This window comes from Streptomyces albus subsp. albus (assembly GCF_000725885.1).
GTDB lineage: Bacteria > Actinomycetota > Actinomycetes > Streptomycetales > Streptomycetaceae > Streptomyces > Streptomyces albus.
The window spans coordinates 23,751-42,054 of sequence record NZ_JODR01000035.1 but is presented as its reverse complement, the minus strand read 5'-3'; the positions used below and the strand labels follow the sequence as shown (position 1 = coordinate 42,054).

Annotated in this window: 13 protein-coding genes; 6 read left to right on the top strand and 7 right to left on the bottom strand. The window is 73.6% G+C overall.

What is annotated here, in order from left to right; genetic code table 11:
* Positions 1-53: 53 nt before the first annotated feature.
* The 3 genes from IO40_RS0130045 to IO40_RS0130035 all read right to left on the bottom strand — a co-directional run bounded on the left by IO40_RS0130045 (position 54) and on the right by IO40_RS0130035 (position 4,083).
* Positions 54-1,619 (bottom strand): bifunctional 3-(3-hydroxy-phenyl)propionate/3-hydroxycinnamic acid hydroxylase, encoded by a 1,566-nt coding sequence (locus IO40_RS0130045; protein ID WP_031176508.1) that lies wholly within the window; start codon positions 1,617-1,619, stop codon positions 54-56.
* Between the two features lie 138 nt (positions 1,620-1,757).
* Complete coding sequence (locus IO40_RS0130040; protein WP_016467307.1) at positions 1,758-2,696, bottom strand: hypothetical protein; 939 nt, start codon at positions 2,694-2,696, stop codon at positions 1,758-1,760.
* Positions 2,697-2,814: 118 nt separating this feature from the next.
* Entirely contained in the window at positions 2,815-4,083 is a 1,269-nt protein-coding gene (locus IO40_RS0130035; protein WP_016467306.1) for an activator-dependent family glycosyltransferase, read from the bottom strand.
* Positions 4,084-4,314: 231 nt separating this feature from the next.
* Here IO40_RS0130035 and IO40_RS0130030 point away from each other — a divergent pair, with 231 nt between their 5' ends.
* The 4 genes from IO40_RS0130030 to IO40_RS0130015 are packed head-to-tail and all read left to right on the top strand — an operon-like array spanning position 4,315 to position 8,886.
* On the top strand, positions 4,315-5,319 hold the full coding sequence (locus IO40_RS0130030) for an NAD-dependent epimerase/dehydratase family protein (RefSeq protein WP_016467305.1): 1,005 nt from the start codon (positions 4,315-4,317) through the stop codon (positions 5,317-5,319).
* Entirely contained in the window at positions 5,312-6,637 is a 1,326-nt protein-coding gene (rfbH, locus tag IO40_RS0130025; RefSeq protein WP_031176507.1) for a lipopolysaccharide biosynthesis protein RfbH, read from the top strand. The genes IO40_RS0130030 and rfbH overlap by 8 nt, the downstream gene beginning before the upstream one ends.
* Positions 6,630-7,655 carry a Gfo/Idh/MocA family protein gene (locus IO40_RS0130020; RefSeq protein ID WP_031176506.1) on the top strand — a complete coding sequence of 342 codons (1,026 nt, stop codon included), beginning with the start codon at positions 6,630-6,632 and terminating at the stop codon, positions 7,653-7,655. Before rfbH ends, IO40_RS0130020 begins: the two co-directional genes overlap by 8 nt.
* Complete coding sequence (locus IO40_RS0130015; protein ID WP_041968822.1) at positions 7,636-8,886, top strand: macrolide family glycosyltransferase; 1,251 nt, start codon at positions 7,636-7,638, stop codon at positions 8,884-8,886. Before IO40_RS0130020 ends, IO40_RS0130015 begins: the two co-directional genes overlap by 20 nt.
* Positions 8,887-8,939: 53 nt before the next feature.
* On the opposite strand, the gene IO40_RS0130010 is transcribed toward IO40_RS0130015, so the two are convergent.
* Positions 8,940-9,827 (bottom strand): 1,4-dihydroxy-6-naphtoate synthase, encoded by an 888-nt coding sequence (locus tag IO40_RS0130010; protein WP_033230075.1) that lies wholly within the window; start codon positions 9,825-9,827, stop codon positions 8,940-8,942.
* 121 nt (positions 9,828-9,948) lie between these two features.
* On the bottom strand, positions 9,949-10,596 hold the full coding sequence (locus IO40_RS0130005) for a class I SAM-dependent methyltransferase (RefSeq protein WP_016467300.1): 648 nt from the start codon (positions 10,594-10,596) through the stop codon (positions 9,949-9,951).
* 195 nt (positions 10,597-10,791) lie between these two features.
* On the opposite strand from IO40_RS0130005, the gene IO40_RS0130000 reads away from it, so the two are divergent.
* The gene (locus IO40_RS0130000) at positions 10,792-12,018 is read left to right on the top strand and encodes a macrolide family glycosyltransferase (RefSeq protein ID WP_033230072.1); all 1,227 of its coding nucleotides are present in this window, start codon (positions 10,792-10,794) and stop codon (positions 12,016-12,018) included.
* A 317-nt stretch (positions 12,019-12,335) separates the two neighbouring features.
* The gene (locus IO40_RS39210) at positions 12,336-12,977 is read left to right on the top strand and encodes a helix-turn-helix transcriptional regulator (RefSeq protein WP_234029733.1); all 642 of its coding nucleotides are present in this window, start codon (positions 12,336-12,338) and stop codon (positions 12,975-12,977) included.
* 31 nt (positions 12,978-13,008) lie between these two features.
* Here IO40_RS39210 and IO40_RS0129990 read toward each other — a convergent pair whose 3' ends face one another.
* Together IO40_RS0129990 and IO40_RS0129985 are read right to left on the bottom strand one after the other, a co-directional pair.
* Entirely contained in the window at positions 13,009-15,807 is a 2,799-nt protein-coding gene (locus IO40_RS0129990; protein ID WP_016467297.1) for a LuxR C-terminal-related transcriptional regulator, read from the bottom strand.
* Entirely contained in the window at positions 15,804-18,269 is a 2,466-nt protein-coding gene (locus IO40_RS0129985; protein WP_016467296.1) for a LuxR family transcriptional regulator, read from the bottom strand. Before IO40_RS0129985 ends, IO40_RS0129990 begins: the two co-directional genes overlap by 4 nt.
* Between the last annotated feature and the right edge of the window lie 35 nt (positions 18,270-18,304).

Genomic DNA, 18,304 nt, shown 5'->3' with positions numbered 1-18,304 from the left:
GGGGGCACGGGCACGGGAGGGGCCAGGACGGCGTGCGCGGCCCGCCGTGCCCTCTACGAGGGCGCTCCCACGGCCTTCAGCAGGCCGCCCAGGAGCTCGGTCATCTCGGTGCGGTCGCGTGCCGCGCCGTAGACCTGGAAGTCGGGACGGACCAGCGCGGCCGGTGCCGGCACCTTCTCCCTCAGCCAGGCGGTGTAGGTGCCGTCGATGTCGACGTCGGGCGTCAGATGGACGATCTCGCCGCCCAGGTCGCGCAGCCGGCCGGCCAGGCCCGGCTCCACCAGCGTCTCCGGGTCGTCCAGGGTGAGCAGGACGAAGTCGCCGCCGCACAGCTCACCGGCGTCTGTACGGGAGGAGCGGGCCTGGGGGACGACCCGGCTGTCCACCCCGGCGAACATGCCGTCGGCGGCCTCCTGGAACAGCCCGGCCTTCACCGCCTCCTCACCCGGGCGTGCGAACTCCTCGGCGGTGCGCGGCGGAGCGTCCTCGGGGCTCAGGGACAGCAGGGCGCTGTCCCGGTAGCCGGCGACGGCCGGGTCGATGGTGCCGATGAGCTCGCCCAGGGTCACCGACAGGTCGATGGCACGCTGGGCGTCGGGGCGGCGCTCGGCCTCGTAGGTGTCCAGCAACTCCTCGCCGGCCGAACCGGCCAGGACCAGATGCAGCTTCCACGCCAGGTTGGTCGCGTCCCGGATTCCCGTGCACATGCCCTGCCCGGCGTGCGGCGGCATGGTGTGGGCGGCGTCCCCCGCGAGGAAGACCCGTCCTGGGCCGTCCGAACGCCAGCGGTCGGCGTTGCGGCCCACACAGGTGTAGGCGACGTACCGTTGCAGCGTCGCCTTGTCCGGGGTGACCTGGAAATGGCCGAGGAGACGCCAGGCGCTCTCCACGGTGTTGAAGTCCTCGAAGGACTGCTCGGGAAGCCGCAGGAACTCGTAGCGGTTGTGGCCGGGTCCGGCCGACAGATCGACGCGGGGCTGGGCCGGATCGGCGATCTGCACGTTCCCCGAGGGGAGTTGTGCGGGGTCGTGCGGCATGACATCGCACGCCATCCAGTCGGCGGCGTAGTCGGAGACGGAGAACGGGACGTCCAGATGGCCGCGCACATGGCTGTTGGCCCCGTCGCAGCCGACCAGCCAGCGGGCGGTGAGGGTGTGCTCGCTGTCCGCCGTACGGACGGCGAGCTGGACCGAGTCGTCCTTCTCGGTCAGGCCGACCGCCTCGTGACCGCGCAGCACACGCAGATTGGACAGCTGCTCGCCGCGCTCGACGAGAGCCGCCTCCAGGCCCGGCTGGTAGATGGCGGTCGTCTCCGGCCAGCGGTGCCGGCTGTCCCGCTCCAGATCGAAGTGCATCAGCGTCTGCCCGTCGCCGTTGACGACGACGTAGTCCTCGGTCGCCTCGCCGACCGGGACGAGCGCGTCGGCGACGCCCACCGTGCCCAGGAGACGGCCGATGTGACGGTCGAAGGAGACCGCCCGGGGCAGGGCGTAGGGCTCGATGTGCTTCTCGACCACGGTCACCTGCCAGCCGCGCTGGGCGAGCATGATCGACAGCACTTGTCCCACAGGGCCGTAGCCGACTACGAGAACGTCCGGGTTCGCTGCGTCTTCTCTCACGCTGCCCGACCGTAGAGGAGCGCGGCCCGCGGCAGGTCCCGCCGCCGCACGGTCGAAGGCAAGAACCAGTATGGGCGCCCCGGGGCTTGACAGCCCCGGGCCCCCGTCCTCGTGGCCCGCACCGGAGGGACAGGCGACTCAGCGGCGGGCGTACCTGTCCGCCATGGTGCGAAAGACCTTCTTGGGCTCCCAGCGGATGTCGTCGAGCATCCTCACCACACCGTAGGAGGCGATGTCGCGTTCCCCCGGTTTGTCGTAGTTGGCGAAGGAGAACCACATGGCGGTGTCCACCCTCTCCTCCTCGAAGACCGTCAGCAGCTCTGTGAGGTAGCGGACCTGCTCCTCCTCGTCCGGCACAGCGCCCGGCGGCGGCATCCAGGCCATGCCCCCCAGGTCTCCGGCCCCCTGGTAGGCGCAGGTGCCGAACTCGGTGACGGCGACGGGCTTGCCGTGCCGGAAGAACTCGCGCAGCCGGGTGCGGAAGGTGTCGGTGTTGTGCGCGGCACGGTAGGCGTCGATGCCGACGAGGTCGAAGGGCGCCCAGTCGACCGACTCCCACGGGCCGGAGGCGTAGGTGACCCGCCCGCCGAACTGCGCGCGCACGGTGGCGGCGGCTTCGGCGAGGAATTCGTCGACGCGTCCGGACGCCTTCTCCAGGGCGGACCACCACGCTGCGTCGGAGGCCATCGCCTGCAGGCGGTGGCCGAAGGTGTCACCCGGGAGGAATCCGCGGCAGAACAGGCTGATCTCGCAGCCGGTCACGAACACCACCTCGGCACCGGACCGGCGTACGGCCTCGGCGCGCCGGGCGCAGTCCGAGAAGAACGGCAGCAGCCGCTCGGTGGGGAGGTCGACGGGGAAGGGCGCGAACCAGACTTCGAGGCCGGCGTCCGCGGCGAACCGGGCCGCCGTCTCCAGCCGTTCGGGCTCGCGCCCCGAGACGCGTACGACGTCGCAGTGCAGTTCTCCGGCGATCACCGCCATCTCGCGCCGGACCGCCTCCGGACGGAAGACCTTCCGGGTCAGCTGCCGACCGGGGAGGAAACCGGTGTCGTAGTTGATGCCGCGTGCGCGCACGTCACTGCCCCTTCGCGTGAACGAGTCCGAGCCCCGGCGGCCGTCCCCGTACCCGGCCGGGACCCGGGAGCCGGCGGCTGCCGCCCCCCGTACCCCGGGCCGGCCCGCTCAGGCCCGCTCAGGCCCGCCAGGGCGCGGCCCGGCGCTCCTGTGCCAGCCGCTCCAGCACGGGTACCACCTCGGACGGTGCGGGGAGGGCAGCCGCTTCGTCACGGAGCCGGGCCGCGTTCCGGAGGAAGGCCGGGTCCGACAGTATCCGCGAGGCCCGCTCGCGCACGGCATCCGGGGTGGCCTCCGCAGTGGTGAGCAGCAGCCCGGCGCCCTGCTGTTCGAGGCCGGCGCCCCGGTAGAGCTGGTCGGCGACGGGCGTGGTGACGGTCAGCTGCGGGACCCCGTGCGTCAGCGCGGTCCCGTAGCTGCCGAAGCCGCCGTGGTGGATCAGCAGCGAACAGCTCGGGAGCAGCGCGTGCAGCGGCACCGAGTCGACCACGCGGACGTTGTCCGGCAGTGCCCCCAGCTCCGCGACCTGCGCGGGCAGCAGTGCGGCGACCACCTCGGCGTCGAGTTCCGCCAGCGCGGCGAGGATGTCGCCCTTCGGGATGTAGTCGCCCCCGTACCGCTCGGTGTTGGAGGCGCCCAGGCTCAGGCAGATCCGGGGGCGTCCGGGTGGCGTCAGCAGCCAGTCAGGGGCCACGGCCGGGCCGTTGTAGGGGACGAACCGCACCGGGGTGCGCGGCGCCTCGGTCGCGATGCCGAGGCTCGCGGGCAGCGGGTCCAGGGTGAGCTGTCCGGTGGTGAGCTCTTCCGTGAAGGAGCCTCCGAACTGTGCGGCGGTACCGCCCAGCCACTCGGCGAGCGGATCGCGCCGCCGGCCGGCGGGCACCTCCTCGGACAGCTTCCGGAACAGCTGGCGTTTCATCGTCCACACGTCCGCGAAACAGGGCGACCTGGCGTGCGCAGCGCCGACGGCCCCCGCGGCGAGGGGCCCGGCGTAGGTGAGCGGGTCCCATACGACCAGGTCGGGCCGCCAGGCGCGGGCGAAGGCCACCAGTTCGCCGATCATCGGCTCGTTGTACATCGCGCTGCCGTACGTGGCCAGCTGGATCCGCTCCAGTTCGCCCTCGTAGGTCAGTTTCGCCGGGTCCAGCTCGTTCCAGTTGGCCGCCTCCCATTCCTCCTGCGACTCGCGGTGGGCGCTCATCCCGGCGGTGATGCCGTCGTTGGTGCCGGTCGGCACGGCCGTCATACCGGTCCGGGCGATGGCGTCGACGAGTTCCGCGCAGCTGGCGACGCGCACCTCGTGACCGGCGGCGCGCATCGCCCACGCCATCGGCGTCATGCAGAAGAGGTGGGACTTCTCGGGGATCGTGGTGAACAGCACGCGCACGGTGGACTCCTGGGGCAGGCAGCTGATCCGGTGCCCCTCCAGGGTCGTCGGGCGCCGGACCGGAAAGGGGCGCGCGGTCGAGCATCGGGGGAAACCCCCAGACTTTTGGTGCGTGGTACGGCCGGGGCTAGGCGTGGCTCCGCGGCGCGTGAACACTGGCCGCCGGCCCGTGAGGAGGGCCCGCCCGGGCGGGCCCTCGCCTTGTGGCCGGACGACGCAGGGGAGTGACCCGTGGACGGAGCTGAGACCGCACACCGGCCGGTCGCCGTGGTGCTCGGCGGCGGTGGCTTCATCGGCCGCAACATCTGTGCGGCACTGCGCGCCGCCGGCTGGGCGGTGACGGCCGTGGGCCGTCGCGCCGCACACCCGCCGGAGGGCTGCCGGGCCGTGCGCCTCGACTTCGCCCGCACCGGGACCCGTGACCTCGCCGCCGGACTCGCGGACCTGCGCCCCGGCCTGGTGGTGAACGCGGCGGGCGCGCTGTGGGACGTCACCGACGACGAGCTGACCGAGGGCAACGTGACTCTCGTCGAACGCCTCGTGGACGCCGTCGCCGCACAGCCGGGACCGGTGCGGCTGGTGCACCTCGGCTCGGCGTACGAGTACGGGGCACACCCCGGCAAGAGACTCGTGGAGTCACTGCCGGCCCGTCCGGCCGGCCGGTACGCGCGAACCAAGCTGGCCGGCACACAGCTCGTCACCCGGGCCGTCGCCGACGGGCGGGTGGACGCGACCGTGCTGCGGATCGCCGTCTCGGTCGGACCGTACGCGCCCCGGCACAGTCTGCTCGGCGGCATCGCCCGCCAACTCGCCGCGCACCCGGACACCTTGCGGCTGCCGCCGATCGACGGTGTGCGGGACGTCGTCGACGTCCGGGACGTGGCCGACGCCGTGCTGTGCGCGGCGCGCGCGGACGGGCCGCCGCCCGTGGTCAACATCGGGTCCGGCGTCGGCGTCCGCCTGACCGACGCGGTGGACGAGCTGATCCGGATCGCCGGCCCGGGCACCCGAGGCGTCCGGATCGTGCCCGCTGCACCGCCCGCCGTGCGCCGTGACACCGGAATCGGGTCCCAGCCCCTGGACATCGGCCTGGCGCACCGCGCTTTCGGCTGGTCCCCGGCCCGGACCGTCGTGGACGCGCTCCAAGCACTGTGGGACAGCGTCCGCACTGCTCCCGGCGGTGGCACGGCACCACTGACGACTTCCGCAGCGAACGAAGAGAGCATCCATGGCTGACCCGGACGTGCAGTCCATCATCGAGCTGACCCGCAAGCTCCACCGGGACCGGGAGGAGTCCGGGCAGGACTTCGTGCCCGGGGTCACACCGATCCTGCCGGCGGGCGCCGTCCTCGACGAGGACGACCGTGCCGCGCTGGTCGAGCAGGCCCTCCAGATGCGGATCGCCTCCGGGGCGACCGCACTGCGCTTCGAGCGGAAGTTCGCCAGGACCGTCGGGGTCCGCAAGGCGCATCTGACCAACTCCGGATCGTCCGCCAATCTGCTGGCGCTCGCCTCGCTCACCGTGCCTGAGCTGGAGGACCGCCGGCTGCGCCCCGGCGACGAGGTGATCACCGTCGCCGCGGGCTGGCCCACGACGGTCAACCCCATCGTCCAGTGCGGACTGGTGCCGGTCTTCGTCGACGTGGACCTCGCCACGTACAACACGACGGTGGAGCGGATCGAGGCCGCGATCGGGCCGCGCACCAAGGCCGTCATGATGGCCCACACGCTCGGCAATCCCTTCCCCGCCGCCGAGATCGCGCAACTGGCCCAGGACCGCGAGCTGTTCCTGATCGAGGACAACTGCGACGCCCTCATGTCCACCTACCAGGGCCGCAACACCGGAACATTCGGCGACTACTCGACGGTGAGCTTCTACCCGGCCCACCACCTCGCCATGGGCGAGGGAGGCTGCGTGCTGTCCAACACCGTGGAGCTGGCGCGGATCGCCGAGTCGATGCGGGACTGGGGACGCGACTGCTGGTGCGAGCCGGGCGAGGACAACAAGTGCCTCAAGCGCTTCACCTACCAGATGGGTGAACTGCCGCGCGGCTACGACCACAAGTACATCTTCTCCCACGTCGGCTACAATCTGAAGTCGACCGACATCCAGGCGGCACTCGGCCTCAGCCAGCTCGACAAGCTGCCCGGCTTCGTCGAGGCCCGCAAGCGCAACTGGCGGCGGCTGCGGGACGGGCTCGACGGCGTGCCCGGACTGCTGCTGCCGCAGGCCACCCCGGGCAGCGACCCGAGCTGGTTCGGCTTCGTCATCACCCTGACCGAGGACGCCCCCTTCAGCCGCGCCGAACTGGTGGACTTCCTCACCGCACGGCGCATCGGGACCCGGCTGCTGTTCGCCGGCAACCTGCTGCGGCACCCCGCGTACCGTGACGTGACCCACCGGGTCAGCGGCGGGCTGGCCAACAGCGACATCATCATGGAGCGCACGTTCTGGGTCGGCGTGTACCCGGGCATCACCGCCGAGATGGCCGACTACATGGTCTCCTCCGTCCGGGAGTTCGTCGGCAAGCACGGCAGGGGGCCCCGTGGCTGACCCCGAACCCCTCGGCCTGGGAGTCCTGGGCGCCGCCGACATCGCCTGGCGCCGCACCGTCCCCGCCGTGCTCCGCTGCCCGGCGCTGCGGCTGGTCGCGGTGGCCGGCCGCACCCCGGGCAAGGCCCTGAAGTTCGCCGACCGGTTCGGCTGCGAGGCCGTGCCCGACTACCGGCCGCTGCTGGAACGCGAGGATGTCCACGCTGTCTACATCGCGCTGCCGAACGCCCTGCACGCACCGTGGGCGGACGCGGCCCTGCGCGCCGGCAAGCACGTCCTGGTGGAGAAGTCCCTGACGGCCAGTGCCGCCGAGGCAGCGGACCTGGCCCGCATGGCGCGGGAGCGGGGCCTGGCGTTCGTGGAGAACTTCACCTTCCTGCACCACCCCCAGCACGAGCGGGTCCGCGAGCTGATCGACGGTGGCGCCATCGGCACGCCGCTGAGCTTCAGCGCGTCCTTCGGCATCCCACGGGGCGACGCGGGGCTCATCCGCTACAGCCGGGAACTGGGCGGCGGATCGCTGCGCGAGACCGGCTGCTACCCCGTGCGCGCCGCACAGCTCTTCCTCGGCCCGGACCTGCGGGCCGTCGGCGCCCGGCTCCGGTCGGGGCCCGGCGCCGACGTGGACACGGCTGGCTCGGTGCTGCTCGCCGACGGCGCGGGCCGCACGGCCCAGTGCGACTTCGGGATGGAGCACGCCTACCGCAACACCTACGCGGTCTGGGGCAGCGAGGGCCGTATCGAGGTGGACTGGGCCTTCACCCCGCCGCCGGAGACCCGGCCGCTGGTGCGGCTTCAGCTGGCCGACCGCCGCGAGGAGCGGGTGCTGCCCGCCGCCGACCAGTTCCTCGCCGCCGTCACGGCCTTCGCCGGCGCCTGTACCGACCCGGTGGCCCGGGAGTCCGCCGCCGCCGACTCCGTGCGGCAGGCCGCGCTGCTGGAGTCGGTCCTGCAACTGTCCGGCTTCCCCGCGGAACCCGCACGGCTCGGAACGGGGGATGCCCGTGCCCGCACCTAGCATCCGGCCCACGGGCGAACGGCCCGGCCGCCACGTGCTGTGGCTCGGTTTCCCCTCGTACGGGCACATCAAGGCGAGCCTCGGCATGGTCGAGGAACTGGTACGCCGCGGCCACCGCGTCACCTATGTGATCGCCGACCGGTTCGCCGCGCGGGTCGAGCCCACCGGCGCCCGTGTCGTGCCGTACGCCTCGCGGTTCCCGGAGTCCATCTCGGCCACCGAGACCGCCACCACGATGCTGCTCGCCTTCCTGGAGGAGAGCTTCGCACCCCTGGAGGCCGCACTCCGGGCCGCGGCGGAGGACCCGCCCGACCTTGTGGTGCACGACGCCCTCGCCTCCGACACGGCCGCCGCGCTGAGCCGGCGGCACCAAGTGGCGACCGTACGCACCTACGCCGGCTTCGGCAGCAACGAGCATGTGCCGCTGAACGGCACCGAGGCGAATCCCGCGCACCAGCCCGTCGACCCCCACGACCCCCGGCTGCGCGACCTGTCGGCGCGGGTGACCGCCCGCGTCCGGGCGGCCGGCGTCGCCGACCTGTTGGGCGGCCGGCTGGCGAGCGGCGACGACGCGGTGCTCAACATCTCCTTCGTCGTCCGGGACTTCCAGGTCGGCGGGGAGACGTTCGGCGACGACCACCTCTTCGCGGGCCCGTGCCTGCGCCCGGTGGACTTCGAGGGAGCGTGGTCGCCCCCGCCGGGCGCGCCGCCCGTGCTGCTGGTCTCGCTCGGCACCACGGTCAACCGCCGCCCGGACTTCTTCCGCTCCTGTGCCACGGCGTTCGCCGGCACGCCGTGGCACGTCGTGATGACACTCGGCGGCGGCGTCGATCCCCGCGACCTCGGACCGCTGCCGCCCAACGTCGAGACCCACCCCTGGCTGCCTCATCTGCCGGTGCTGCGCCACGCCACCGCGTTCGTGTGCCAGGGCGGCAGCGGAAGCCTGATGGAGGCGTTCCACCAGGGCGTACCGGCGGTCGTGGTGCCGCACCAGCAGGACCAGCTGGCCCTCGCCCGCCAGGTCGTCGACCTCGGCCTGGGCCGGTCGATCGGCCCGGAGGACCTCGACGGCCGTACCCTGCGCTCCGCGGTCGAAGCGGTCGCCGCGGACGGCGGCGTACGGAGCCGGGTCGCCGAACTGAGCCGGAGCATCCGCAACGCGCCCGGGGCCGTCACCGTCGCCGACCGCCTGGAGGCGGTGATGGCCGGCGAGCGGGCCGCGGCCCCCTGAGTGACGGCGGCGGCCCCTGCGCGACGGGGCCCCGCCCGGCTGACCGGCTCCGGTCAGACGCCGATGTGCCCGCCGCCGGGCAGCAGCCGCCCGGCGGGCTCCAGCGCCTCCGCGGGAACGGGCGGCACCGCTCCCGCCCGTGCCGCCCGCTCCAGCAGGGTGCGGACCGCCGCATGACCGTCCGGGCCCAGATCGTGGGTGTAGTCGTTGACGTACAGCCGGATGTGCTGCTCCTGGACGTCCCGGGCCATCTCCTGCGCGTGCGCCCGCACATAGTCCCGTGAGGCCTCCGGGTGGGCCCAGGCGTGCCGGACGGAGGCCCGGACCGCGTCGGCGACCCGCGCGATGCCGTCGGGGCCCAGGTCCCGCCGCGCGACGATCGCGCCCAGCGGGATGGGCAGCCCAATCCGTGCCTCCCACGCCTCGCCGAGGTCGGCGAGACGGTGCAGACCGTACTTGTGGAAGGTGAACCGGGCCTCGTGGATCACCAGGCCCGCGTCCACCTCGCCGTCCCGGATCGCGGGCATGATCCGGTGGAACGGCAGGACGACGGTGCGCACGTCGCTGTCCGGCAGCGTCTGCCGTGCCCACAGCCGGAAGAGCAGATACGCCGTGGAACGCTCGGTCGGGATCGCGACGACGCGCCCGTCCAGCGCCGCCGGTTCGCACGGGCCGCGTGTGAGCAGCAGCGGACCGCAGCTGTGGCCGAGCGCCCCGCCGCAGGGCAGCAGCGCGTAGCGGTCGAGGACGTAGGGCAGCGCCGCGTAGGAAATTTTCAGTACGTCCAGCTCGCCGCGCGCGGCGAGCGTGTTGGTGGCGTCGATGTCGGCGATGGTGACCTCGGGGGCGGGCGTCCCGGGCAGCAGCCCGGTCGCCCACGCGTGGAAGACGAAAGTGTCGTTGGGGCAGGGCGAGTAGGCGAGGGTCGGCGGGGGAGCCATGGACACTCCAGGATTCGATGGGGGGGCGGTCGGGCGGGGGAGAGCTGGTGGCGGAGCGTCGACGCGGTGCACGGACGCCGGGGAGCGGCGGTCTCCGCCCGGCCGACGAGCCCGCTGACGGCTAGCGCGTCAGGTCCCAGAGGCCCAGGAACTTGTTGGGCGAGCCCTCGGGGATGCGCTCCAGCGGCTCGCCGAGGTCGAAGGGGGCCCGGGACAGATCGAGCTTGGCGTGTCGCAGACTCGGCTCGGTCAGCCGGTCGAAGTTGGAGAACTCGCCGTTCTCCACCGCGGCAGAGCTGATGTAGCTGGTGGTCAGGAGCAGCCGGCAGGAGCGGCGGAACTGCTCCAGCGCGGGCAGCACCATGTGGTTGGGCAGGTGGATGAACACATCGCGGCAGATCACCAGATCGGCCGGGCGGATCCCGCCGGCCGTGATGTCGAGGACCTCCAGCCGGTAGCCCAGCCGGCGCAGTTCGGGCCAGGTGGCGCGCTCGTGGACGTCGTAACCCACGTAGTCCACCCCGCCGAGGTCCAGCGTGCGCATCCAGGCCAGGTCGCCGCACCCCGCGTCGTTGAGCGTCGTCACGCCGTGTTCCTCGAGGAGGGCGACGAGTCCCTTGCGGACGAGGTGGGTGTGCGGCTCGCTCGATCCCCAGCCGCACACCGTGTCCGGCGCCTGGTCGGGCCATCCACGGGAGAAGATCCTCAGACCGGGGTCGTGCTCGTGCTGTGACGGCCGCGCACCGGCGCGGTCTGTTGGGCGGCTCACGGCAGCTCGCTCTCCGTCGGGACCGGGTTGGCGGGCATAGCGGAGCACGGGCCGCGCGTGAGCGGCCACGAAGAGAGCCAGGAACCAGGTGTTCACCCGGACTGTGCGGCGCTCCGCGGGGAACGGCCTGGTGAATCCCCCAGTGTTCGGCCACCGCGCCGGGGGCCTGCCGCCGCCGCTGGCATGCTGCCGTGCATGTCGGCGTACCACATCGCGTTCTTGCCGTTCCCCGCGTTCGGACACATCAACACCACCCTGCCCGTCGTCGCGGAACTCGTGCGCCGCGGCCACCGGGTCACCTTCGCGACCAACTCCCGCTTCGCGTCCCTGGTCGCCGGGACCGGTGCCACCGTGCTGGAGTACGAATCCTGGCTGGCCTCGCGCGAACTGCCCGAGGAGATGGACGCGGACTACATGGCGCACGAGCCCGTCCGCTCGATCGACGAGGCCATCGCCACCGTGCCCGTCTACGAGGCGGGGTTCGGCGACGACGTACCGGACGTCCTGCTGTACGACGTCAGCACCTTCGCCGCGGGCCGGGTACTGGCACGCAAGTGGCGGCGGCCCGGCATCGAGCTGTTCGCGACCTTCGCCTCCAACGAGCACTACTCGCTCACCCGGCAGGTGGGCGAGCTGTACGCGGGCCAGATCGACCCCGAGCACCCCGCCCTCTACGACTTCTTCGTCAAACAGGGCCGGCTGCTCAAGGAGCACGGCCTGGAGGACGTGACGCTGGAGGAGTTCAACGCGCCCGCCGACGACGCGAACATCGTCTTCCTGCCGCGGCGTTTCCAGCCCGCGGAGGAGACCTTCGGGAACGGGTTCGCATTCGTCGGCGCGTGCATCGGCGAGCGGGGCGAACGGGCCCCCTGGGACCCGCCGGCGAACGGAAGTCCCCTCCTGCTGGTGGCGACGGGCAGCTTCAGCTTCGGGTACCAGCGGGAGTTCCTGCGCACATGCGTCGAGGCCGCCGCGGACACCGGCTGGCACGTGGTCGTCTCGGCGGGGCCGTTGGCCGACTCCGACGACTTCGCCGACGTGCCGGACAACGTCGAGCTGCACCGCTGGGTACCGCAGCTGGAGGTGCTGGAGAGGGCGGACGCGTTCGTCTCGCACGCGGGCATGAACAGCGTGATGGAGGCCATGTACTTCGGCACGCCCGTGGTCGCCGTGCCGCACACCCCCGAGCAGCGGCTCATCGCGGCCCGGCTCCAGGAACTCGGCCTCGGCGCGCACCTGCCCCGGGGCGAGGTCACCGGCGAGCGGCTGTACGAGGCGGTGAACCGGGTCTCCGGCGACGCCGACACGCGTGCCCGGGTCCGTTCGCTCGGCGAGGCCATGCGCGCCGCCGGGGGACCGGTGGCCGCCGCCGACTACGTCGAGACCATCGCCGCCCGCGGCATGGCCGGCCGCGACTCCTGAACCGCCGCCTCCCTCCATCCTTCACACACCTGCCGGCTCGACGGCGATCACATCGCCTACGCCACACTCGGTACGACCCGTCTGCACTCCTGGATGATCATCGGGGGAGACGAACGCGGGCCGGGCGACCCTGTAATCCGTAGATCGGATACGCGGGATCCCTTAGAGTGAGTGCTCGCCAGGATGTGTGAGGTGGCTCGGCCGACTGGGCGCAACCGCACGTGGCCGGGCCGGAAGACGGGGGGTACGGCGTGGATGCGTCGGGACGGGTCGCAGTGGTGGCGCAGAGCGGGGTGGTTCGTGCCGGACTCACCCGCTTGCTGGAAGACGCCTCCGAGGTCGAGCAGTACGCCGTCTTCGAGCCGGGCGAGTTCACGGCTCCGGCGCACGAGGACGCCGTCCAGGTGCTCATCCTCTCCTGTGACGTCCTGCTGCTGTGGTGCGCCGGCGGACTCGGGCTCGGCACGGAGGCTTGGGTACGCGAACTGGCCGGGGTCGCCCGCAGGAACGGCATCCGCGTCGCGCTGCTGGTTCCCGACTCCGAGATGCAGCAGGCCGTCTCCCGCGGGGGCGTGCCCTGCGACGGCATCCTGGACCAGAACGCGCTGACCGCGCACGGACTCGACGACGCGCTGCGCAGGCTCGCCCGCGGTGAACGGCTCCTGCCGGAACCAGCCGTACGGCCAGGCCCGCCGGCCGCGGCGCCGGATGCCGCGGCGATGCGCAAGACGACACCGATCGGACTGCTCACCGAGCGCGAGCAACGGGTGCTGGAGCTGCTCGCGGACGGGCTCAGCAACAAACAGATAGGGCTGGCCCTCGGCGTGTCCGAACACTCGGCCAAGCGCGTCGTGGCGCTCGTACTGTCCAAACTGAACTGCCCGAACCGCACCCAGGCCGTCGCCGTCGCCCTGCACAACGGGCTGGTGGGAGCGGGATCGGCGGCCCTGCACGGTTAGAGCCGCGGCCGGCCCGTGCCGTCCCGGGCCGCTACGCCCTCCCGGCGTCGTGGCCCAGCGCCGTCGGAAGACCGGAGCGGTCGGTGATGCCCAGAGCCCGGTAGCTGCGGGTCAGATGGAGTTCGACCGCCCGCAGGCTGACCGACAGCTCTTGGGCGATCGCCTTGTTCGACCAGCCCTCGGCGGCGAGCAGCGCGACCCGCAGTTGCGCCCGGCTCAGACGTGCCCGGTTCGCCCGGGGCAGCTCCTCGTACCGCGCGGCCACTTCCAGGACCCGCCCCGCCGGCAGCCCCGTGTCGGCCCGCGCCGCCGCCACGGCCTGATCCAGGGCACGCCGGCCCTCACCCGGCCGGCCGTCGTCGAACAGGGCGTCGGCCAGCTCCGCCAGCGCCTGCACCCGGCGCCCTCGGGCGACCGAGTCCGCGAGTACCCGGACCGCGGTGCGCAGATGCGCCAGCGCCTCCGGGCCGGTCAGCGCGAGCCCGGCCCGCAGATGCACCGAACCGACCGTGGACGCCGACCCCCAGGCCCGGGCCGCCGCCAGCTCCTCGGCCAGCAGACGGGCGGTGGCCTCCGGTGCCTGTGGTGTCCCGGCGCACGCCGTCGCCAGCGCCAGATGTGAACGCCAGGGAACCAGACCGGGGTTCGTACAGCCGAGTGCGAGGAGCATCCGGCCGCACTCACGCAGGTGCGCCGCGGCTGTGGTCCCTCCGGTCCGCAGCTCGGCCAGGCCCTGCGCGAACAGCACGAAGGCGCGGTCGACCCCGTACTCGTGCCGGTCCGGTACGGTGCCCGACACAGCGGCCTCGGCGAGGTCCGGCCGTCCGGACTCCAGGGCGATCAGCGCGTCCAGCGCGGTCAGCCGCGGCAGCTTCCGCGGATGCCAGTGATGCCGGGGCACCTCCCCGAGCGCCTCGTCGAGCCGGGAGCGCGCCTCGGCCACATCACCCGTACGCAGGGCGAGTTCGGCCCGGGTCAGCAGGGCGAGACCGACCGCGGGCCGCACCCCCTGCCGCCGGGCCTCGGCCTCGATCCGCTCCAGCCCGTGCCGGGCGAGCTCGACTCCGTCGGCGACGACGAGCACCCTGGCCGCGACCAGCGCGGGAGCGAACCGCCCGGCTCCGGCCCCCGCCAGCGCCGCGGCGGCCAGCCGCCGCGCGCGGTCGATCTCCTGCCCGGCGGAGCACAGCCGCCACGCCACGGCGGCGGCCCAAACCGCGTCACCCGGAGCAGGCTGTGCCGCCGCCCCCGGCGAACCCGCCCCCGCGGAGCCCGCGCCCGGGCCCGCCCCCGCGCTCGTTCGCGTGCCCGGAGCCGACGGTGCGAGGTCCTGTGTGCCGCTCCGCCGGCCCGCAGGCGGCGGGGTCTGTTCGCGGGCGGCCACCGCGGTGTCGGGCCCCGGCGCCGGGGGTGGGGTTTCCAGTGCGCCGGAACGCAAGGGGGCCTCCGCGGCCGGGCCGGTCTCCAGGGCCAGCGCCCGCAGGCCGTGCAGGGCGTGCCGCTGGGACTCGGGCGTCGTGCGGAGGGAGGCAGCCGTGGCGATGGCGGACGCCGTCTCGATGCCGCCGCCGCGCAGGGTGAGCACGTCGGCGGCGAACAGCCGGGCCGCTGAACCGTCCCGCAGGGCGGGTTCCGTCAGGACGCGGAGGAATCCCCGGTCGGCGGCGTGGGGGCGCAGCGACAGCTGTGCCCTGGCCAGCTCCAGCAGTACCTCCGTTTGCAGACCGCCCCGGGCCCCGCGGTCCTCCGCGCTTTCGAGCAGGGTGACGGCGCCCGCCTCGTCGCCGGAGCGGCGGGCCTCGACGCCCGCCGCGTACAGGGCCTCGGGCACCCAGGAATCGGTCAGCCCGGTTCGCACGACGAGCCGGCCGAGGACCGACTGCCGCATACGGTGCCGCCGTTCGAGCCGTACGGCGCTCTCGTGGAGTCCGGCGCGCCCTCCCTCGTCCATGAGACCGAGCACCCGGTCGGTCACGAGCGGGTCGTGGAGCCGGGGGTCGGTGACCGAGCCGAGCAGCCCGGTCCGGGCCGCGTCCGTGCGGGCCCGCTCGCGGGACGGCGCGGGGATGCCGGCCAGCTCGCAGACCTGGTGGAAGGGGAAGTCCCCGTCCGCCACGGCGGCGGCCCGCAGCAGTGCGACCGCCTGCTGCGGGGCCCCGGCCAGCGCGGAGCGCAGCCGGTGCCGGCCCACCTGGTGGGCGAGCGCCGCGAACTCCTCGGGCCCGGGCGCCGGCGCGGGCCGCCGGTGGAGCGTCCCGCAGAGTACCGCGGGGTTGCCGCCGGTCGCCGCGAGGGCGGCGGGGACGAGCGGTTCGGCCGCCTCCTCGCCGTACGTCTCGACGAGCAGGGCCCGCACGGCCCGTGGACTCAGCGGGCGCAGCCGGATCTCGCGGTGCGGCGGCGCGGCTTCGGTGAGGAGGGAGGGGTCGGCGCAGGCCACCACGTACAGCAGGGGCCGCCCGTCGGAGCGCCGCGTCAGTGACCGGGCCGGCTCCACCGGGCCGGCGCCGGGCTGCCGTGGCTCGTCGCGGAGGACGGCCACCGGTGCGGCGGGTTCCTGTGCCGCAGCCCGGGAGGGGGCCGCGCCGGTGTGGTCCGGGTCCGGGCGGGGTGCCTGATCCGGTGCGGTGACGACGTGCAGTCCGGCACGGCGGGCGAGCGCGGCCGTCTCGGCGAGCAGAGTGCTGCGCCCGGTGCCCGGTCTGCCGCGTACCACGACCGTCCTGGACTCGCCGTGGGCGACCTCGCGGACGGCCTGCGCCAGCAGGGCCAGTTCGTCCGCCCGCTCCAGGAGTACGCGCCCCCTTCCGGGCGCGGGCCGCGGGCTCACCGCCTGTCGCTGAGCGCTCGCGCGGTGGCGCCCGGTTCGGGGAGGGACGGCCATTCCGCGAGGCCCGCCCGTCCGTCGATGCCGAGCTTCCGGTACACGCTCGTCAGGTGGTACTCGACGGTGCGCACGCTCAGATAGAGGGTGTCGGCGATGGCCCGGTTCGTGGCGCCGTCGGCCGCGAGCCGCGCCACGGCCTGCTCCGCGCCGCTCAGCGCGGGCCGGCGGCCCCCGGCCGCGGCGAGCGCGGACCGGGCCTTCTCGGCCACCGCGGCCATTCCGGACCGTACCGCCGTCGCCCGCGCCGCTTGCAGACGGCTGCGCGCCGCCGCGTCGTCGCGCCGCTGCAACAGTTCCTGACCGAGGCGCAGTTCGGCCACGGCGTACGAGTAGCGGTGGGCAGTGCCCGCGAGGACGCGGACGCTCTCGGCGAGCAGTTCCACCCGGTCGGCGGGTCCTGCCGTCATGCCCAGGGCCAGCAGGCTGAGTCCGGAGCTGTCGGCCCGCGGCCACTGTTCGGCCAGGTGCCGGCCGAGTTCCGCACGCTCCCGGGCCGCTCGGGGCCGGCCCAGTTCCATGAGCAGGCCTGTGCTGTACAGCCACCACTTGGTGAACACCGGATTGCGGACGCCCGCGCTGTCGAGGCTGGCTCCGCACCGCTCCAGCAGGTCGAGGGCCTGTTCGACGCGTCCGTGGGCGCGTGCGACCAGGGCGCGGGCCATCAGGTACAGGTGGTGGTCCCATATGGTGTCGTCGAGTTTCCGGGCGCCCAGTCGGCGCAGGACGCCCTCGGCGCGGCCGGGCTCGCCGCGCGCCAGCAGGGCCAGGGTGAGGGTGACCGGTGCCAGCCGGGTCCGCTGCCCCCAGCCGTGCCGCTCGGCGAGCCGGGTGGCGGCCAGCGCCGTCCGGTACGCCTCGCACACCCGTCCCGTTTCGAGCAGCAGCAGGGCCTGGGTCGACCGGGCGTGGTACTCGGCCCATGTCTCCTGGCGGCGTTCGCTGTCCGCGACGATGCGGTCCAGGTGGGGGAGCGCGGTCTCGGTCTCGTCGGCCAGGCCCAGGACCTTGGCGGCGCTGACCCGCTCCCAGGCGGTGTGCGGCGGTTCCGCCCTGAGGACGTGGTGCGCGTCGGCGGTGGCGGCGTCGGGGTCGGTGCCGGCCAGTGCGGTGCGCAGCGCGTCGACGGCGCGTACGAGGCATTCCCGCGGGCCGTCCCCGGACAGGGGGGACGTGCCGGCCGGCTCCGGCCGGGCCCGGTGGGGCGGCGCCTGGTCGGGGGCGCCGTCGCGCAGCGCGCGTAGAACGCCGCCGAGCGCGGCGGGGGTCTCGGGTGTGCGGTGGGTCATGAGGGCGCTCAGCCAGAGCGGAACGGTGATCCTTGCGCGTACGTCCGGGTCGTCGGTGCGCGACAGCAGGCCGTCGAAGTGCGCGCGGGCGGCAGCCGGGTCGATGTCGAGGAGCGCGGTGGCGAGTTCGGTGCGGGTGGTGGCATCGTCCGGGTCCGCCTCGTGGAGCCGGTTCAGGTAGGAAACGGACGACGCCGGATGGTCCGGCCGCGCCTCGGTGGCCGCTTCCTTGAGGACGGCGGCCATCCAGGGCCGGTCCAGTGCGGACAGGCCCAGCAGCAGATCGGCCACTTGGCGGGCGGGCCGCGCCGCGTCGTTGAGGATCTCGGCCGCCTGCGTGCGCATGCGTTCGCGTTCGGCGGCCGGGAGTGCGTCCAGCAGTGAGCCGGGGGAGGGCGGGGCACCGTCTTCGGGGAGCAGTCCGAGATCGCGGCTTTCGTGCAGGGCCCGGCGGGTCACGCCGGTGGGCAGACCGGTGAGTGCGGCGACCAGCTCCTCGTCGGTGCTGTTGAGCAGCGCGGACGCCCGGGCGACGCGGAGCGGGTCGGGCTCGTGCGGGTGCGGGGCGCCGGGGACGGCTCCGTCCGCCGGGCCGGTGCCGTCGGGCGCGAGCGCCGTGGCATCGACGACGGTCCAGTCCTTGCGGGTCATGAGCTCGAGGAAGGGGGCCGTGGCGGTGGTCAGGGCGCCGGGCGCGACGTTCAGCACGATCGTGAGCGGCAACCCGGCTGTGCCGCGGGACAGATGGTCGATGCAGCGCAGCGTGCCCTGGTCGCACCACTGCGCGTCGCCGATCGCCAGCAGCACGGGGGATCGCGTCAGCAGCCCGGTGATGTGCTCCAGGGCCGCGTGCCGCGCTTTGTGCGGGGGCAACGGTTCGCCACCGGGCGTGTCGAGCAGCCGTCGCAGTACGGCGTGTTCGATGCCGGTGTCCTCGCGGTGGCAGACGACGGAGCGCACGTCGGCCTGCTGCCCGTGGCCGCACATGTCACCGACGCGGCGGGCGATCTTGTGAAGGGAGTCATGGCCGTTGCCGAGCACCAGCACGGTGCGCGTGGCGGCCTGATGCGCTGTCGACCTGGGGAGTAGATACATGTGCTCCAATGGCGTCGAGCTCATGATGAAGACAATATGATGATCCTGTGCGTCTGGTG